This is a genomic window from Bacillus sp. NS1 (assembly GCF_058248265.1).
Genome location: NZ_JBZAZF010000004.1, coordinates 144,376 through 161,760, shown reverse-complemented (window position 1 = coordinate 161,760; position 17,385 = coordinate 144,376). Strand labels below are relative to the sequence as shown.

General features: G+C 46.4%; 15 protein-coding genes and 1 pseudogene. 11 read left to right on the top strand and 5 right to left on the bottom strand.

What is annotated here, in order from left to right; translation table 11 throughout:
• Position 1: 1 nt before the first annotated feature.
• From AC4CV5_RS16500 to AC4CV5_RS16485, 4 genes are all read left to right on the top strand, one after another.
• Positions 2 to 958 (top strand): ABC transporter permease, encoded by a 957-nt coding sequence (locus AC4CV5_RS16500; RefSeq protein WP_166853964.1) that lies wholly within the window; start codon positions 2 to 4, stop codon positions 956 to 958.
• A gap of 13 nt (positions 959 to 971) precedes the next feature.
• Entirely contained in the window at positions 972 to 1,859 is an 888-nt protein-coding gene (locus tag AC4CV5_RS16495) for a carbohydrate ABC transporter permease (protein WP_373924053.1), read from the top strand.
• 8 nt (positions 1,860 to 1,867) lie between these two features.
• Positions 1,868 to 3,208, top strand: a complete 1,341-nt coding sequence (lplD, locus tag AC4CV5_RS16490) for an alpha-galacturonidase LplD (protein ID WP_490923291.1) — start codon at positions 1,868 to 1,870, stop codon at positions 3,206 to 3,208.
• Positions 3,209 to 3,321: 113 nt separating this feature from the next.
• Complete coding sequence (locus tag AC4CV5_RS16485; RefSeq protein ID WP_490923290.1) at positions 3,322 to 4,017, top strand: DUF421 domain-containing protein; 696 nt, start codon at positions 3,322 to 3,324, stop codon at positions 4,015 to 4,017.
• 39 nt (positions 4,018 to 4,056) lie between these two features.
• Here AC4CV5_RS16485 and hmoA read toward each other — a convergent pair whose 3' ends face one another.
• The 3 genes from hmoA to AC4CV5_RS16470 all read right to left on the bottom strand — a co-directional run bounded on the left by hmoA (position 4,057) and on the right by AC4CV5_RS16470 (position 5,471).
• The gene (gene hmoA, locus AC4CV5_RS16480; RefSeq protein ID WP_490923288.1) at positions 4,057 to 4,380 is read right to left on the bottom strand and encodes a heme-degrading oxygenase HmoA; all 324 of its coding nucleotides are present in this window, start codon (positions 4,378 to 4,380) and stop codon (positions 4,057 to 4,059) included.
• 100 nt (positions 4,381 to 4,480) lie between these two features.
• Positions 4,481 to 4,843 (bottom strand): VOC family protein, encoded by a 363-nt coding sequence (locus tag AC4CV5_RS16475; protein WP_490923287.1) that lies wholly within the window; start codon positions 4,841 to 4,843, stop codon positions 4,481 to 4,483.
• 94 nt (positions 4,844 to 4,937) lie between these two features.
• Complete coding sequence (locus AC4CV5_RS16470) at positions 4,938 to 5,471, bottom strand: hypothetical protein (protein WP_490923286.1); 534 nt, start codon at positions 5,469 to 5,471, stop codon at positions 4,938 to 4,940.
• 196 nt (positions 5,472 to 5,667) lie between these two features.
• Here AC4CV5_RS16470 and AC4CV5_RS16465 point away from each other — a divergent pair, with 196 nt between their 5' ends.
• The 4 genes and pseudogenes from AC4CV5_RS16465 (at position 5,668) to AC4CV5_RS16450 (ending at position 8,605) form a co-directional block, all read left to right on the top strand.
• Positions 5,668 to 6,540, top strand: a complete 873-nt coding sequence (locus AC4CV5_RS16465) for an STAS domain-containing protein (protein ID WP_222143766.1) — start codon at positions 5,668 to 5,670, stop codon at positions 6,538 to 6,540.
• Positions 6,541 to 6,694: 154 nt separating this feature from the next.
• Entirely contained in the window at positions 6,695 to 6,862 is a 168-nt protein-coding gene (locus AC4CV5_RS16460) for a YezD family protein (protein WP_222143767.1), read from the top strand.
• Between the two features lie 107 nt (positions 6,863 to 6,969).
• Positions 6,970 to 7,614: a Bax inhibitor-1/YccA family protein gene (locus AC4CV5_RS16455; RefSeq protein ID WP_166853956.1), complete on the top strand. Its 645-nt coding sequence runs from the start codon at positions 6,970 to 6,972 to the stop codon at positions 7,612 to 7,614.
• Positions 7,614 to 8,605 (top strand): annotated as a pseudogene (locus tag AC4CV5_RS16450) (DMT family transporter). Before AC4CV5_RS16455 ends, AC4CV5_RS16450 begins: the two are co-directional and overlap by 1 nt.
• A 23-nt stretch (positions 8,606 to 8,628) precedes the next feature.
• Here the strand turns inward: AC4CV5_RS16450 and yetL are convergent.
• Positions 8,629 to 9,132 carry a transcriptional regulator YetL gene (gene yetL, locus AC4CV5_RS16445; RefSeq protein WP_019257731.1) on the bottom strand — a complete coding sequence of 168 codons (504 nt, stop codon included), beginning with the start codon at positions 9,130 to 9,132 and terminating at the stop codon, positions 8,629 to 8,631.
• A 159-nt stretch (positions 9,133 to 9,291) separates the two neighbouring features.
• Here yetL and AC4CV5_RS16440 point away from each other — a divergent pair, with 159 nt between their 5' ends.
• Positions 9,292 to 10,401, top strand: coding sequence for an FAD-dependent oxidoreductase (locus AC4CV5_RS16440; RefSeq protein WP_490923284.1), 1,110 nt, complete (start codon positions 9,292 to 9,294; stop codon positions 10,399 to 10,401).
• Positions 10,402 to 10,436: 35 nt separating this feature from the next.
• Here the strand turns inward: AC4CV5_RS16440 and AC4CV5_RS16435 are convergent, their stop codons facing one another.
• Positions 10,437 to 11,507 carry a DUF3900 domain-containing protein gene (locus AC4CV5_RS16435; protein WP_019257733.1) on the bottom strand — a complete coding sequence of 357 codons (1,071 nt, stop codon included), beginning with the start codon at positions 11,505 to 11,507 and terminating at the stop codon, positions 10,437 to 10,439.
• Positions 11,508 to 11,656: 149 nt separating this feature from the next.
• On the opposite strand from AC4CV5_RS16435, the gene cypD reads away from it, so the two are divergent.
• Both cypD and ltaS1 read left to right on the top strand, forming a co-directional pair.
• Positions 11,657 to 14,842 (top strand): bifunctional P-450/NADPH--P450 reductase, encoded by a 3,186-nt coding sequence (gene cypD, locus AC4CV5_RS16430; protein ID WP_490923282.1) that lies wholly within the window; start codon positions 11,657 to 11,659, stop codon positions 14,840 to 14,842.
• A gap of 434 nt (positions 14,843 to 15,276) precedes the next feature.
• Positions 15,277 to 17,196 (top strand): lipoteichoic acid synthase LtaS1, encoded by a 1,920-nt coding sequence (gene ltaS1, locus AC4CV5_RS16425; RefSeq protein ID WP_166853952.1) that lies wholly within the window; start codon positions 15,277 to 15,279, stop codon positions 17,194 to 17,196.
• Positions 17,197 to 17,385: the final 189 nt, after the last annotated feature.

Here is a 17,385-nt window from a genome sequence, read left to right as displayed (position 1 = left end):
TATGGAAACAGTGCCGAAGAAGGGAGATTCACCTGTTCTCACTGCTGAAAAAGGCATCAGCTGGATGGCTGCGCTCAAACGGGACAAATGGCTTTATCTTCTTCTTATTCCCGGTCTGCTTTATTTTTTGATTTTCAAATACTTGCCAATGTGGGGCGTGCTGATCGCATTTAAAGACTATTCGCCATATCTCGGCTTCTGGAAAAGCGAATGGGTCGGCTTTGATTATTTCAAAGACTTTTTTATGAATCCGGATTTTTTCCGGCTGCTGCGCAACACCCTCATGCTGGCGAGCCTGGATCTTTTGTTTGCCTTTCCAGCGCCTCTCATATTGGCCTTGCTTTTGAATGAGGTGAGAAAGGCCGTGTATAAAAGATGCATCCAAACCTTTATTTACGTGCCCCATTTTGTTTCATGGACAATCGTGGTCAGCATCACCTTTGTTTTCTTTACTGTCGATACAGGTGTAATCAACAAATTGATCACGAGCTTGACAGGTGAGCAGATTTCCTTCTTATCGGATGCTGACTGGTTCCGGCCGATGATTGTGATGCAAAGCATCTGGAAGGAGACAGGCTGGGGAACGATTTTATTTCTGGCCGCGCTGGCGACGGTTGATCAGGAGCAGTATGAAGCCGCCATTATGGACGGAGCGGGCAGGTTTAGGAGAATGTGGCATATTACGCTGCCGGCAATCAGAAGCACCATTATCGTTTTGTTGATTTTAAGAATCGGCAGCTTTTTAAATCTCGGCTTTGAACAGGTGTATTTGATGACGAACTCGCTCAACCGCAGTGTGGCTGATATTTTTGACACGTACGTGTACATGATGGGGATTACTCAAGGCGCGTACAGCTACAGCACGGCCGTCGGTCTGTTTAAATCGGTTGTCGGGATTATCTTGATTTTCGGCGCCAATTACATTGCGAAAAAGTTTGATCAGGAAGGATTGTTTTAGAGGAGGGAGAGGTATGGCTGAAATTCACACGATGCACAACACAAAAGCCGGACGGGTGTTTGATGTCTGCAACATTCTGTTTCTCGGCGGTGTCGGCGCGATTACCATTTTGCCGTTTTTGTATATTATCGCGGGTTCCTTTGCGACAGAAGCGGAACTCGCCCAGCGCAGCTTCTTTATTTTTCCGAAAACCTTTACACTCGATGCTTACAAGTACGTGTTTTCGACACCGACGTTCATTCGAAGCATGGGCGTATCGATCTTCATCACTGTGGTCGGGACGGCTGTCCAGCTGTTTTTCACCTTCACGATGGCGTACCCGCTTGCGAAGCGGCATGTGAAGGGGCGGAATCTGCTGTTGAACCTGGTGATTTTCTCCATGCTGTTTTCCGGCGGCATGATCCCGACGTACCTTGTCGTGAAATCACTTGGCCTTTTGGATACGTATTGGGCATTGATTCTGCCAATGGCGATTAATCCGTTCAATCTTATTATTATCAAAAACTTCTTTCAGCAGCTGCCGCGCGAGCTGGAGGAATCGGCTAAAATTGACGGCTGTTCTGAAATCGGCGTTTTCTGGCGGATCGCCCTGCCGCTGTCAAAGCCGGTTATTGCGACGTTTGCGCTGTTTTATGCGGTCGGGATTTGGAATGATTTCTTCCACGCTCTCTTATATATCAATGACAGTGCAAAATGGCCGCTGCAAATGGTGCTCCGGCAAGTCACAATCTTATCGGATTTAACGGCGACCAATGGCGATACGATGCAAAATACCATTCCGCCGGAGCAGGGAATAAAACTCGCCGTCATTGTCATTGCGACGCTGCCTATTTTGGCTGTCTATCCATTCTTGCAAAAACACTTTGCAAAAGGAATGCTGATCGGTTCAGTGAAAGGCTGAGAAAGGGAGTGTTTCATATCAGTACATTGGATCAAATTAAAATTGCCTATATCGGCGGGGGGTCTCAAGGCTGGGCCAGAAGCCTGATGAGTGATCTGTCGATTGATGAACGGATGTCAGGCACAGTGGCGCTCTATGATCTTGATTTTGAAGCTGCTCAGAAAAATGAAGTGATCGGCAATCACAGCGGAGACGGCAGGTGGAGGTACGAAGCGGTTTCTACTTTGAAAAAGGCGTTATCGGGCGCGGATATCGTCATTATTTCCATTTTGCCGGGTTCACTGGATGATATGGAAATTGATGTCCACTTGCCTGAGCGCTGCGGCATTTATCAGTCTGTCGGTGATACAGTCGGGCCGGGCGGGATCAGCAGAGGCTTGCGGGCTGTTCCGATGTTTGCGGAAATTGCCCGGGCAATAAGAGACTACGCACCTGAATCATGGGTCATAAATTATACAAATCCGATGTCTGTCTGTACAAGAGTGCTGTATAAAGTGTTTCCCGGCATCAAAGCCATTGGCTGCTGCCATGAGGTATTCGGCACGCAAAAGCTGCTGGCGGAAATGGTCACAGAAAGGCTGGGAATAGAGGTGCTGCGGCGTGAAGATATCCGCGTCAATGTACTTGGCATTAATCATTTTACATGGATCACAGAAGCCTCTTACCGCCATATGGACCTGCTGCCTGTATTTCATGAATTCAGCGCGCATTATGGAGAATCAGGGTATGAGCTGGAGGGGGAAAGCTGGAGAGACAGCGTCTTTCGTTCGGCACACCGTGTTGCGTTTGATTTATTTGAAATGTATGGTGCCATCCCCGCTGCGGGTGACAGGCATCTGGCAGAGTTTCTTCCCGGCCCATACCTCAAACAGCCTGAGGTATGGAAATTTCATCTTACATCTGTATCATTCAGAAAACAGGACAGAGATGAGAAGCGAAAAGAAACAGAACGATTAATCGTGCAAAAACGGGGCGTTGCCGGGAAAGCCTCAGGAGAAGAAGGCGTGAACATCATAGCGGCTCTTCTTGGATTGGGTGAACTCGTCACGAATGTAAATGTGCCGAATCAAGGCCAAGTTTCCAATCTTCCTTTACAAGCGATTGTTGAAACAAACGCACTTATCACACGCAACCGTGTTCAGCCGATTTGTTCCGGAGCGCTGCCAAAGGGTGTGGAAATGATTGCGGCTAGGCACGTATCCAATCAGGAGGCAGTGGCGGAAGCCGGTTTAACAAAGGATCGCGGCCTCGCGTTTCAAGCCTTCCTCAATGATCCGCTTGTCACAATTGACCGCAGTGATGCAGTGCAGCTTTTCGATGACATGCTGGCAAAGCACCAAACGATGTGAAAAAAGGCAGCCAGCGGACGGGCTGCCTTTTTTATCGAAATCTGCAGTTCCGGTTTAGAAATAATGCAGTTGACCATAATGGTAGTAGCTCTTAAGAAGTAGGTGCTATCAACGTGGGAGATTATTTGAATGTAGCAATAGAATTAGTTTGCGGTCTCGTTATTTTATTTGCCATTTTGAAGTTTCTTGGGAAAACCCAATTCTCTCAACTCACTCCGTTTGACTTTATTTCGGCCTTAATTTTAGGAGAACTGGTTGGAAACGCCGTCTATGATCATGAAATCAAGATAAAAGAAATTATTTATGCATCACTCCTATGGGGCTTGCTTATTTATTTGATTGAATTGATTACACAAAAACTAAAAGGAACCAGAAAGTTTCTGGAAGGCGAACCGAATATAGTGATTCATAAAGGAAAGCTGAAATACAAGATGCTGAAGAAAAACAAACTCGATATTAATCAGCTGCAAAGCCTCCTGAGGCAAAAAGGCTGCTTTTCGATTCAGGAAGTGGAATATGCGATTCTGGAAACAAACGGGATGATCAGTGTGCTACCGAAAGCCGATTTCGATAAGCCGAACAGAAAAGACATGAATCTTTCCACAAAGGATGTATCTTTGCCGATTACGTTAATTCTTGATGGGGAGATTGTGTTTGATAACCTGGTGGAAGCGGGTGTGGATGAACAATGGCTGAAGCAATCACTGCAAAAGCGCGGAGTTGAAAAGGTTGAGGACGTCTTATATGCGGAATGGCATGCCAACCAGCCTCTTTATGTCATCCCATATGAAGAAAACAGTTCATCATGACCGTAAAAAAGAGCTTGCAGCTGTTGCAAGCTCTTTTCGTTATTCATGAGTCCCTTGTTTAACAGCTCTTACATGATACATGCTCACTTCAGTGCTGATCAGATAGTCAGGCTTTGGTTTGCCTTTGTTCGCTTTATGGCCGGCGATATGTGCATCGCTTTTTTCCCATTGCTTCCAGTGATCCTCGGATTCCCAGCGAATCATGACAACGACTTCCTCATCACCGCGGCGGACGTTTTTCTCAAGCACTGTCACATCGATTAAACCTTCTTGTTTTTCAATGATTCCTTCAGAGCTGAAACGTTCGATGACTTTGTCTGCATGGCCTTCTTTTACCGTCATTTTTCTCAACTGAACAAACATCTGTCTCTCTCCAATCATTCTCATATATGAATAATTGTAAATGAAATTCATTCTCAATGTCAAAGAAAGCGCACGGCGGTATAAAGCCGCCGTCGCATCGTTATTCTTTTAATAAAAATACATTGCCGTCTTCGTCCTTAAATTGAACGAAGGTGCCCCACTCCATTTGATTGGGCTCACCAAGGAATTCTATACCGTTTGCTTTCATTTTCTCGTATGTACCAAAGATGTCTTCACATTCAAACACGATGGAAGCTTTCATTTGTTCAGAGCCTTTCATCATGGCTTTTGGGTAAATGACTAAACGAGTCTGGGTTCCTTTTGGCGCAACCTCCAGCCAGCTTGCGTCAGGTCCCATCGGGTGGTCCGCCGCAATATCAAAGCCAACCTTCTCCGCCCAAAATTGCTTCGCTTTCTGTTGGTCTTCAACATATACAGCAACAGTGCCAATTTGTTTGATCATAGGGAAACCTCCAATTTGAAAGATAATGATACTATAACCTATTCACGGCCGAAGTAACATAAAAAATCAGCCGGAAAAACCGACTGATTTTCGATTAATATGAGCAGCTCACAACATCTATCAGATTTGTGTCTAAGGCGAAATAAATCCAGCGGCGCCGTGAAGAATCCCAGTAAAAGCCGCCGACTGATCTTCTGCCAAGAATGATCGGGTAGAACCAAAAAGAGCTGCCGTTGGTTAACCAAACATAGGTAAACCGAAAGAGGCAAGGCTGAATGGCAACAGGTTCAACTAAATAAGCGACTCCCTGAGGGCTCTGCGGCTTTTTCGGTTTCGCCGGCTTTTTTGAAGGCGGGGGTCCCTGCGGCGCACCGCCGCCGAAGCCAGGAACAGCGCCACCGCCGATGCCCGGGCCGGAACCGCCGCCGAAGCCAGGAACAGCGCCGCCGCCGATGCCCGGGCCGGAACCGCCGCCGAAGCCAGGAACAGCGCCGCCGCCGATGCCAGGAGTAGCACCGCCGCCAATGCCAGACCATGGGTAACCATCTGGATAACGGTATTCATATTCAAAAGCAGGCCAAGGATCATAAAAATGCCCGGCAAACATATAAGGATCAACATAATACATGTGATAACGTCCTTTCTCAATGTAAACTGTACACTTGCAGTCTATGCATGCGGACGTTTATTGGTGCATTCGCCTATGGTTGAAACTGGAATGCGTTCAGGGAGCAGAATCATTTGATTTTTTCCTAGTCCCATTCACAATTCCGATGTATCATTTTATAATGAAAGAGCTTCTATTATGAAAAAGGAGACAGACCGTGAATATCGATCAATTATTATATCAATATATCATAGACAATACTGCGGGGATTACCGAGAAATGGTTCAGTTTGCGATGTCAGTTGAAAGGCGAGCTTTATTCGGCCGATAATTTAAGTGCGGAAACGAAACAGCTCTTAACCGAGCAGCATACGTTTACCAATATAACAATCGCAAGTGCGTTTCTAGAGGATCAAACCGAGTTTCAAGAAAATATGACAAAATGGGCGCAAACTGTTGCGAAAAACAGGGTAGAGCAAGATGTTCAGGTGCATGAGGTCGTAGAAGCCATATCAAACTCGAGAATCTCATTCTGGGATGCAGTCGTGGCGTTTATAAAAGAGAATCAGGATATCGTCACAAATGAGGATGCCGACCGATGGAACCGCATTGTGAATCAATCGTTCGATAAGCTGATTATTGAATTTTCCGAGCAGTACCAAAAATTTATGCTGATGAGGCTCACGTCTCAGCAGGAGCTGATTTCTGAGCTGGGCTGCCCGGTGATTTCCATTGCGGATGGCATCGGGATATTGCCGCTAATCGGCTCCATTGATACGAAACGGGCACAGGTCATTTTAGAAACAGTGCCGGTCCGCTGTATCGAGAGAAAAATCACAAGCCTTGTTGTTGATCTCTCGGGTGTTCCAATTGTGGATACCATGGTCGCGCAGCAACTGTACAACCTGTCAAAAACGCTCTTCTTGCTAGGCGTCAAAGCTGTATTTTCAGGGATTCGCCCAGACGTGGCCCAGACATCGATTCAATTGGGGCTTGATTTCAGTGATTATGAAACGTACGGCACGCTGAAGCAGGCATTAGAAAATATGGGCGTCCGCTGTATTGTTGAGGAATTGGAAGCAAACAAATAGGAAGTTTCCAGGCATATGATTGTCCGTCACCGGGTGATCATATGCCTTTTTGATTTGAACAGAAATCACCATTGATTTATCAAAAAAAACATAATATTATAATTCTTATAAGAATACTGTGAATTAAAACGTACTCAACAGGGGGGAAGGTCTTTTGGTTTCAAAATCAACCATTGATCCGGAAGTCATTGAAAAAATAATCAGCTCGCTGGAAACGCTCGATTTCGGCACCGTTCAGATTACGGTTCATGATTCTCAGGTGACCCAAATAGAGAAAATAGAAAAGCACCGATTTTCTTTGAAAAGGAGAGAAACGAAGTAAGAGCGTAAAGGGTTTGTTTTCATTAAATTCTCCTTAAAACATATACATATTTCATCCAATTTTTATATAATAGACCTTTAAGATCATTTTTTAGGAGGATTTTTGACATGCAAGCTACGGTTCACGAGAGTAAGCAATCGATCATGCAGCGCATTTTGACAGTCTTTGTTTTCACACTGTTAATCGCAACTGTCGGTCTTTTTATCGGCCAATTTGTTCCTATCGCTTTGATGCTCCCGCTTTCTATTCTTGAAGTAGGGATGATTATTCTGGCCTTCTGGATGCGCAGAAGAAAAGCGGTCGGATATGCGTTTGTATATACATTCGCGTTTGTTTCAGGCATTACCTTATTTCCGATCGTCAGCCACTACGCTTCCATCGCCGGCGCCTATGTCGTGCTTGAAGCCTTTGGCTCTACATTTGTCATTTTTGCCGTTCTGGGCACAATCGGCGCAAAAATGAAGAAGGATTTATCCTTCCTGTGGTCATTTCTGCTGGTAGCGGTTCTCGCGCTGGTGGCGGTTGGCATTTTCAATATTTTCAGCCCGTTAAACTCAGCGGCAATGATGGCGTATTCCGTGATCGGAACCATCGTCTTTTCCCTTTACATTTTGTATGATCTGAACCAAATCAAACACCGCCATATTACGGAAGACTTAATTCCGGTTATGGCATTATCGCTGTACCTTGACTTTATCAACTTGTTCATCAACCTGCTTCGCTTCTTCGGCATTTTGAGCAGTGATGATTAATCAGAGAGCGCCTGTCATTGGATAGGCGCTTTTTGCCATACATAAAAAGGCAGGTGATGTTGTGATGAAAAATCAATTAAGCGCATATATTTCCCTGGGAACGGCCATGGCAATCGTCGGCAGCTCTGTCGTCGTAGGAAAACTCATGGTCGAGCGTATTCCTGTCTTTCTATCCTCGGGACTGCGTTTTTTGCTGGCTTCTATCGTATTGCTGACACTGCTGTTTTGCATTGAAAAAGGGTTTCCGGCTTTGACGAAAAAAGATGTGTTCGTATTACTGGTGCAATCATTCACAGGTGTGTTTTTGTTCAGTATTTGCCTGCTGTATGGGGTTCAATATACAACAGGAACGGAAAGCGGCATTTTGACAAGCACAACCCCGATGGTGATCGGGATTTTATCCTTTTTCCTGCTTAGAGAAAAAATTGAGAAAAAGACGCTGATCGGCATTTTGCTGGCGGTTTGCGGCGTAATGGCGATTAATCTGTTTGGTGCGGGGAGCCAAGACGGGACGCCGCACGCCTTATTCGGGAACATGCTGATCATTGCTGCAGTCATTGGCGAAGCGTTGTTTACATTGATGGCTAAGCTGCTATCTCCGCATATTTCGGCACTGGCGATTTCGACCTTCGTATCATGCTTCGGCTTCCTGTTTTTTCTCCCGTTTGCTTTGTTTGAGGCCTCTTCATTTGATTTCAGCGTGCCGACTGTTTTGGATTGGTCGTATGTGCTGTATTACGCGCTTTTTGTGACCGTTTTGGCGTTTTACCTATGGTATAGCGGGGTGACGAAGGTGCCGGCGGGAGTGTCGGGCATTTTCACATCTGTTCTTCCGGTCTCTGCTGTTATTTTGTCAGGTGTGATATTGAAGGAGCCGTTTGAGCTTGTGCATTTGATCGGAATTGCATGTGTCATCAGCGGCATATTTGTTACGGTCATAAAGAAAAAACAGCCGGATACGTATCCGGCTTCAAAAGAAAAGACGCTGTAGCCTGTCCTGGCCGGACGGGTTTTTTAGTCTTTAAACACGCTTAGTTTTTCAAAAAGATCACCAAGCATCTTCACGAACATGTCTTTTTCCTCATCGCTGTAGTTTTCCATCACCGCGGAGATTTTGCTGAAATGGCCGGGCAGAAATTGCTCCAGCCGTTCTTTGCCTTCCTTTGTCAGTTCAATGCTGATTTTTCGTTTATCCTCTGTGTGATGTCTGCGGCTGACAAACCCGTCCCTCGCCAGCCCGTCCAGCAGGCCTGTAATCGTTGCTTTCGTGACGTTGGATTGCTTGGCAAGCTCGGTCGGACTTAGCGTGTGGTCCTTGGCATCAAAGAGCAGCATCAGGATTTTGAATTTTCCCTCTGACAGCCCGCGGCCTGCGAAATAATGCTCCATCACATGATTCATTTTTTTAGAGATATCAAAAAGCGATAAAAACAATTCAAGAGAGCCGGCGTCAATATTGGCATACGTCTCGGCGTGCTCTGTTATATGCTTATATTTCGGTAAATGTTTTAATTCCATCATAATAAGCTCCTGTACGTTCGTTGTGACATGATTATAAAGGAGCGAAAACCATAACGCAACTTGGCTTGGAGATGATTGACAGCTTTTCACCGGACATAGTAAGGTAATATAGTTAGGTGCCTAACTACATAGAGAACTGAAAAGGTGGTTATTTATATGAAACATATTTTGATAGCGGGAGGCGGAATCGGCGGATTATCAGCGGCCATTTCCTTTAGTAAAGCAGGGTTTTCCGTCACCTTGTGTGAAGCGGCTACAGAAAACCGCAAAACAGGTGCGGGAATTCTCCAGCCGCAAAACGCACTGGCTGTTTTAAAAGAATTGGACGTATTTGAAGAGTGCTGTAATCATGGCTTTCAAACAGAATGGTTTAAAACGTTTGATGCACAGGGGGATTTGCTGTTTCAAGTCAGTGAATCCTTTTTAGACGATACACTTCCAGGACGAAATAATATCCTGCGAAAGACGCTAAATGACATTCTTATTAAGCATGCCGAGGCGGCGGGTGTACATATCAAGTGGGGGAAAAAGGTGGTCACCTATGAAGAAACGGCTGATTCGGTTACTGCCGTATGTGAAGACGGAGAAAAGATGAAGGCTGACATTCTGGCAGGCTTTGACGGCATTCACTCCGCTGTTCGCGATAAGATGCTGCATAAGGGAACAGAAAAAGAGCACCTCGGCATGGGGGCGTGGCGCTTTTATATCGAGCTTCCTGATTTTACATTTGAGGACGCGACATTGATGTATAGAAGCGGAGACACACAAATTGGCGTCGTGCCATTGGCGGAACACGCCGGCTATGTCTTCGTTCTCCAGCCTTGCACGAGCGATTACTGGGATAAAGAAGATACCCGGTTTGATAGAGTAAAAGAGATTCTTTCCAGCTTTCCGGGGCTGGATTTTGTCACAAAGCATATGTCAAAAGAGCATCCTGTCATGTTTAACAAACTGGAACAGGTCGCAGTGCAGGAGCCATGGTACAAAGGCCGCGTCGTCATCGGAGGAGATGCCGCCCATGCCGGAGCGCCGACCTTGGCACAAGGGGCGGCAATGGCCATCGAGGATGCCATCGTCCTCGCCGAAGAACTCAAAAACCACGACGACATCGAAACCGCATTTCATGCGTATTACGAAAGAAGAGCCCCACGAGCGCTCAAAGTCCAGAACCTATCCTCAGAAATCGTCCGCCGCGGGCTGAGAGGAGAGCCGGGAGCGGAAGAGCTGATCGGGGAGTGCTATGCGGTGTTGAGGGAAGGGTACTAAATAGGAAAAGTCCAGAAAGTGCTTTCTGGACTTTTTTATTCTTGCTCTGTTTTGTGGCGTATCCGCTCAATCACCTCATGCAGCCCCTCAGGCTTATAAAACTCCACCGGAGAACTGCCCTTCTCAAACGAAATTGTCTCGGCTTCAATCAGCGCGACATAGCGCCCGTTCACTTTTGCGAGATGAATCGAATCGCCAAAATCCGCTAGCAATCCCTTAATCTCGGTTTCTCCGACTTTCATTTTCAGCTGGGCCTCGGGCGTGTGCTCAATGATTTGGGCGGAGGCTTCGATGACTTGATGGGTGTCGAGGCGTTCTTGGATTTCCCGTTTTTCGCTTGCTTCCCATATTTCGATGTCGTGCTCGAACTGCTTGAGCTCTTCGCTGTTGTCTTCAAATGTCTCGTAGACGTGCTCCTGCACCATGTTCATGACCTGGTTTTTCATGATTTCCGGCATTGATTCTCCGTACTCGACGAATTTCAAAAAGTCCTCGAAATAGCGGGCGTGCGAGGCTTGGTGGATTTTCAGCTCGCCTTCCTCGACCATCCCTTCCTCCGGCATGAACGGGTATTGGATGCTTTTCATGTTTTTTGTAGTAATCGCCATTTCGACTTTTTTAATAAGAGAAGACGCGTCTGAAATGCGGGCGACCTTTGGCTCGAAATCACATTTCATAATGAAGACAAATGACTCGTCGAAGTATTTTCTCGGCACGGCTGAAGCGACGAGGAACACGCCGCCGCGGACCGCACTCGTGTCAAGATACGTGCGGACGAACTGCTCGCTCAGCTCGTTAAAGTCTTCTTTTGTTTCCGCCAGGCGCGCCCGGTTGAACATGTTGTAGTTCGGGTTGGAATCAAGCTCGTGGCCGGGCTCGACGATAAAATGGCCGATTTTCGTCGGCACCTGCTCGGACTGCGGATGGCGGTCGGCTTTGCGTTTGACGATTTTTTTCAGCTCACCGTCGAGAAAGTCCTTCAGCTCGCTTTCTTCAAATTCACCCGTATCAAGGGTCTGGAAGTGTTTGAACTGCTTGTTCGCCTGCTCATCTTTTCCTTCCACCTGTATGACATAAAAGGATAAAAACCGAATTTCAAAATCCATATATGAACTCACCTTATTCGCGTATTGTACAGCTTCTCAAGTATAGAAAAAACAGCGATCATGCGTCAATTGGGAGAACGGAATAATCATGACCATGAAAGGGAAATGTAGTCAGATAGAAGGTATTTCATACGGAAAGGAATGGTTCGATGAAGGAAACAAGCCCGATTCCTCAGCCGAAGACGTTTGGGCCGCTCGGTAATCTGCCTTTAATTGATAAAGACAAACCAACACTGTCGCTGATCAAATTGGCGGAAGAGCAGGGCCCGATTTTTCAAATCCATACACCTGCGGGCACGACGATTGTGGTGTCCGGCCACGAATTGGTGAAAGAAGTGTGTGATGAAGAGCGATTCGACAAAAGCATTGAAGGCGCCTTGGAGAAGGTTCGTGCGTTTTCCGGTGACGGATTGTTTACAAGCTGGACGCATGAACCTAATTGGAGAAAAGCGCACAACATTCTGATGCCGACGTTCAGCCAGCGGGCCATGAAGGATTATCATGAGAAAATGGTCGATATCGCTGTTCAGCTTATTCAGAAATGGGCCAGGCTCAATCCTAATGAAGCAGTCGATGTCCCAGGGGATATGACCCGGTTGACTCTCGACACGATTGGGCTGTGCGGGTTTAACTATCGTTTTAACAGCTACTACAGAGAAACGCCCCACCCGTTTATCAACAGCATGGTACGGGCGCTAGATGAAGCGATGCACCAGATGCAGCGGCTTGATTTTCAAGATAAACTTATGGTCAGAACAAAGCGGCAATTTCATCATGATATTCAAACAATGTTTTCGTTAGTCGACAGCATTATTGCGGAGCGCAGGTCGAATGGAGACCAGAATGAAAAAGATTTGCTTGCCCGCATGCTGAATGTGGAAGATCCGGAAACGGGTGACAAGCTCGACGATGAGAATATTCGTTTTCAAATCATTACGTTTTTGATTGCCGGGCATGAAACAACGAGCGGGCTGCTTTCCTTTGCGATCTACTTTTTATTGAAGGATCCTGACAAACTGAAAAAAGCGTATGAAGAGGTCGACCGGGTACTGACGGGTGCAGCTCCGACCTATAAACAAGTGCTCGAGCTGAAATACATACGGATGATTTTAAATGAATCACTGCGCTTATGGCCGACAGCTCCGGCTTTCAGCCTTTATCCAAAGGAAGACACAGTCATTGGCGGAAAGTACCCGATTACGACGAAAGACAGAATTTCTGTGCTGATTCCGCAGCTTCATCGGGATCAAGACGCTTGGGGAGAGGATGCTGAACAATTCCGTCCAGAACGCTTCGAACATCAGGACCAAGTGCCTCATCATGCGTACAAACCGTTCGGAAATGGACAGCGGGCCTGTATCGGCATGCAGTTTGCCCTTCATGAAGCGACACTTGTGCTGGGCATGATTTTAAAATATTTCAAGTTAATTGATCATGAGAATTATGAGCTTGATATCAAACAAACCTTAACACTCAAGCCGGGCGATTTTCGTATCAGGGTTCAAACACGGCAACAGGAAGCCATTCATACGGACGTCCCGACAGCTGAAAAAGCGGAGCCTGGTGAGCAAAAAGAGAAAACGGAAGCAAAGGGTGCATCTGTCATCGGTCTTAACAACCGCCCGCTTCTCGTACTGTACGGCTCAGATACCGGCACCGCAGAAGGAGTAGCCCGGGAGCTTGCCGATACAGCAAGTCTTCACGGCGTAAGGACTGAAGTGGCACCTCTGAACGACCAGATTGGAAAGCTGCCGAAAGAGGGAGCTGTTGTCATTGTGACTTCGTCCTATAACGGAAAACCGCCAAGCAATGCCGGACAGTTCGTGCAGTGGCTTCAAGAAATCAAACCGGGTGAGCTTGAGGGCGTCCATTACGCGGTATTTGGCTGCGGCGACCATAACTGGGCGAGCACGTATCAGTACGTGCCGAGATTCATTGATGAGCAGCTTGCGGAGAAAGGCGCGACCCGGTTTTCTGAGCGAGGTGAGGGAGATGTAAGCGGCGATTTTGAAGGGCAGCTTGACGAGTGGAAAAATACAATGTGGGCGGACGCCATCAAAGCATTCGGACTGGAGCTTAATGAAAACGCTGATAAGGAACGAAGCACGCTGAGCCTTCAGTTTGTCAGAGGGCTTGGAGAGTCCCCGCTGGCCAGATCGTACGAAGCGGCTCACGCATCCATTGCCGAAAATCGTGAACTCCAGTCCGCAGACAGCGATCGCAGCACCCGCCATATCGAAATCGCATTGCCGCCGGATGTTGAGTATCGGGAGGGCGACCACCTTGGCGTATTGCCGAGGAACAGCCAAACCAATGTCAGCCGGATTCTTCACCGCTTTGGCCTGAAGGGAACCGACCAAGTGACATTGTCGGCAAGCGGGCGCAGTGCGGGGCATCTGCCATTAGGGCGTCCTGTCAGCCTGCAAGAACTTCTCAGCTACAGCGTTGAGGTGCAGGAAGCCGCCACAAGGGCGCAAATACGTGAGCTGGCGGCATTTACAGTCTGCCCGCCGCATAAACGCGAATTAGAAGATCTGACGGCAGAGGGTGTCTACCAGGAACAAATATTGAAAAAACGAATTTCCATGCTCGATTTGCTTGAGAAATATGAAGCGTGCGACATGCCGTTTGAACGATTTTTAGAGCTTTTACGGCCGTTAAAACCGAGATATTACTCGATTTCAAGCTCTCCAAGGGTGAATCCTGAGCAAGCATCTATTACAGTCGGTGTTGTGCGAGGCCCTGCTTGGAGCGGCCTTGGCGAATACAGAGGTGTGGCTTCAAATTACTTAGCTGAACGCAAGACGGGGGATGACGTCGTGATGTTTGTCCGCACACCGGAATCCCGGTTTCAGCTTCCGGAAGACCCGGAAACCCCAATCATTATGGTCGGACCGGGCACAGGGGTAGCGCCATTCCGCGGTTTCCTCCAAGCACGCGCAGCTTTAAAGCGGGAGGGAAAAGCACTCGGTGAAGCACATCTCTATTTCGGCTGCAGGAATGATCGTGATTTTATTTACCGTGATGAGCTTGAGCAGTTTGAAAAAGACGGAATCGTCACTGTCCACACAGCCTTTTCCCGAAAAGAAGGCATGCCGAAAACGTATGTCCAGCATCTCATGTCTGGCCATGCAGAAACATTAATTTCGATTCTTGATCGCGGAGGCAGGCTCTATGTATGTGGCGACGGCACCAAAATGGCCCCAGATGTGGAGGCAGCACTGCAAAAAGCGTATCAGTCTGTCCATGGTACCGGTGAACAAGAAGCACAAAACTGGCTGAAACATCTGCAAGATACCGGTATATATGCAAAAGATGTTTGGTCGGGGCTGTAAAGACTGGAGACATCCAGTCTTTTTTTTGCCTTTTCGAAAATTGTGATCGTGTTAAACATGAGTGCATACAATAGCCACAGTCCGCCGGAAGGGCGGGCTTTCTGCAAAACCTATTTTTCGTTTTTGCTAGTTTATGTTATTCTTATATTCGGTATCTATTTCTTTTTTCAAAGGCACACATGACAAAAGAAACCCTTTTTTTATTTCCGAGAAAAAATGTGAAACGAAATGAAGGCTTCTTTCGTCCAGTGTTTGGTCGAAATGGCTGTACTAAAATTGGTATGGTGAGAAGCATAAATATTCCGGCTTGCCGCGGTGTATTTATTTATGGTGTGAGGCCTTGATTGTGTTTGCAAAGAAGGAATTGGAAGGCAGGATAAAGAGCAGGTAAATATGAATGAAGACTTAAAGTGTTTAAGAAAGTAGAGGTTGCCATGAAGAAACTTTTTTCTTACAAACTTAGCTTTTTTGTGCTGGCTGTTATACTGTTTTGGGCAAAAACGTATTTATCCTACAAGACTGAGTTCAATCTTGGGGTAAAAGGCACAACCCAGGAGATCCTCCTGGTATTTAACCCGTTCTCAAGCGCCGTCTTCTTTTTAGGACTGGCTTTGCTTGCGAAAGGGCGTAAATCAGCCATTATCATGCTGATTATCGATTTCGTAATGACATTTGTGTTATACGCAAATATTTTATTCTATCGTTTCTTTGACGATTTCTTGACGTTCCCGAACATTAAACAGTCCGGCAACGTCGGAAACATGGGAGACGGGATTTTCAGTATCATGGCCGCTCATGATATTTTCTATTTCTTAGATATCATGATTTTGATTGCGGTACTGATCTGGAGACCTGAATTAAAAGAATACAAAATGAAAAAACGCTTTGCATCTTTAGTGATTCTTTCCGGGGTCGCACTGTTTTTCATTAACCTGCACTATGCGGAAAAAGACCGTCCGCAGCTGTTGACAAGAACGTTTGACCGCAATTATATCGTGAAATATTTAGGTCTTTACAATTACACCATTTATGACGGTGTTCAGACGGCTCAAACAGAAACGCAAAGAGCCTACGCGAGCAGCGACGATTTAACAAGCGTTGAGAATTATACGACGTCTCATTATGCGAAACCGAATGCTGAATACTTCGGCTCTGCCAAAGGCAAAAACATTATTAAGATTCACCTGGAAAGCTTCCAGTCATTCCTGATTGACTACAAGCTGAACGGTGAAGAGGTGACGCCGTTCTTGAATAAACTTGCACACGGCGGGGAAGATGTGACGTATTTTGATAACTTTTTCCATCAGACAGGCCAGGGAAAAACATCTGATGCCGAGCTGACAATGGATAACTCCATCTTCGGCCTTCCTGAAGGCTCCGCGTTTGTGACGAAAGGCGAAAACACATACCAGTCGCTTCCGGCGATTTTGGATCAGAAGGAAGGCTACACAAGCGCCGTCCTGCATGGTGACTACAAATCGTTCTGGAACCGTGACCAGATTTACAAACATATCGGATATGACAAGTTCTTCGACGCAAGCAGTTATGATATGTCAGATGAAAACATCGTGAATATGGGACTCAAGGATAAGCCGTTCTTTACTGAATCGATTCCAAAACTTGAATCTCTTAAACAGCCGTTTTACGCTCATTTGATTACTTTGACAAACCATTATCCATTTAACCTGGATGAAGAAGATGCGTCCATTAAAAAAGCGACAACCGGTGACAAAACAGTTGATAATTACTTCCAGACAGCCCGTTACCTTGACGAGGCGCTTGAGCAATTCTTCAAGGAGCTGAAGGAAGCCGGTCTGTATGACGACTCAGTCATCGTCATTTACGGTGACCATAACGGTATTTCTGAAAATCATAACCGTGCGATGAAAGAAATTCTTGGAAAAGAGATCACAGATTATCAAAACGCGCAAAACCAGCGTGTGCCGCTGATGATCCGCGTTCCTGGCATTAAAGGCGGAGTGAACCATACGTATGGCGGCGAAATTGACGTCATGCCGACACTTCTGCACTTACAAGGAATTGATTCCCAGAAATATATCAACTTTGGTACTGATCTATTCTCTAAAGACCACGACGATACAGTGGCGTTCAGAAACGGAGACTTCGTGACGCCGAAGTACACATCTGTCGACAATGTCATTTACGATACGAAGACTGGTGAAAAACTGAAAGCGAATGAAGAAACGAAGAATCTGAAAACAAGAGTGAACCAGCAGCTGAGTCTGTCAGACAGTGTCCTGTACAAAGACTTGCTGAGGTTCCACAAACTCAGCGATTTCACAGCCGTTGATCCGTCTGACTATCATTACGGCAAGGAAAAAGAAATCAAATAAGACGAGAAAGAGCCTTGAGCGGGCGCATTGCCTTCGCTCAAGGCTCTTTTTTTTTGGTTACATAACCAACTTGAAAAAATAGATTCCATTTGGTCACCAAGGCCGGCTTTCTCTCATATCATTACAGTAGATTTTGAAACCGGTATTGAAGTGGACAAATTATCGGGGAAACGCCTTGATAGATTGTAA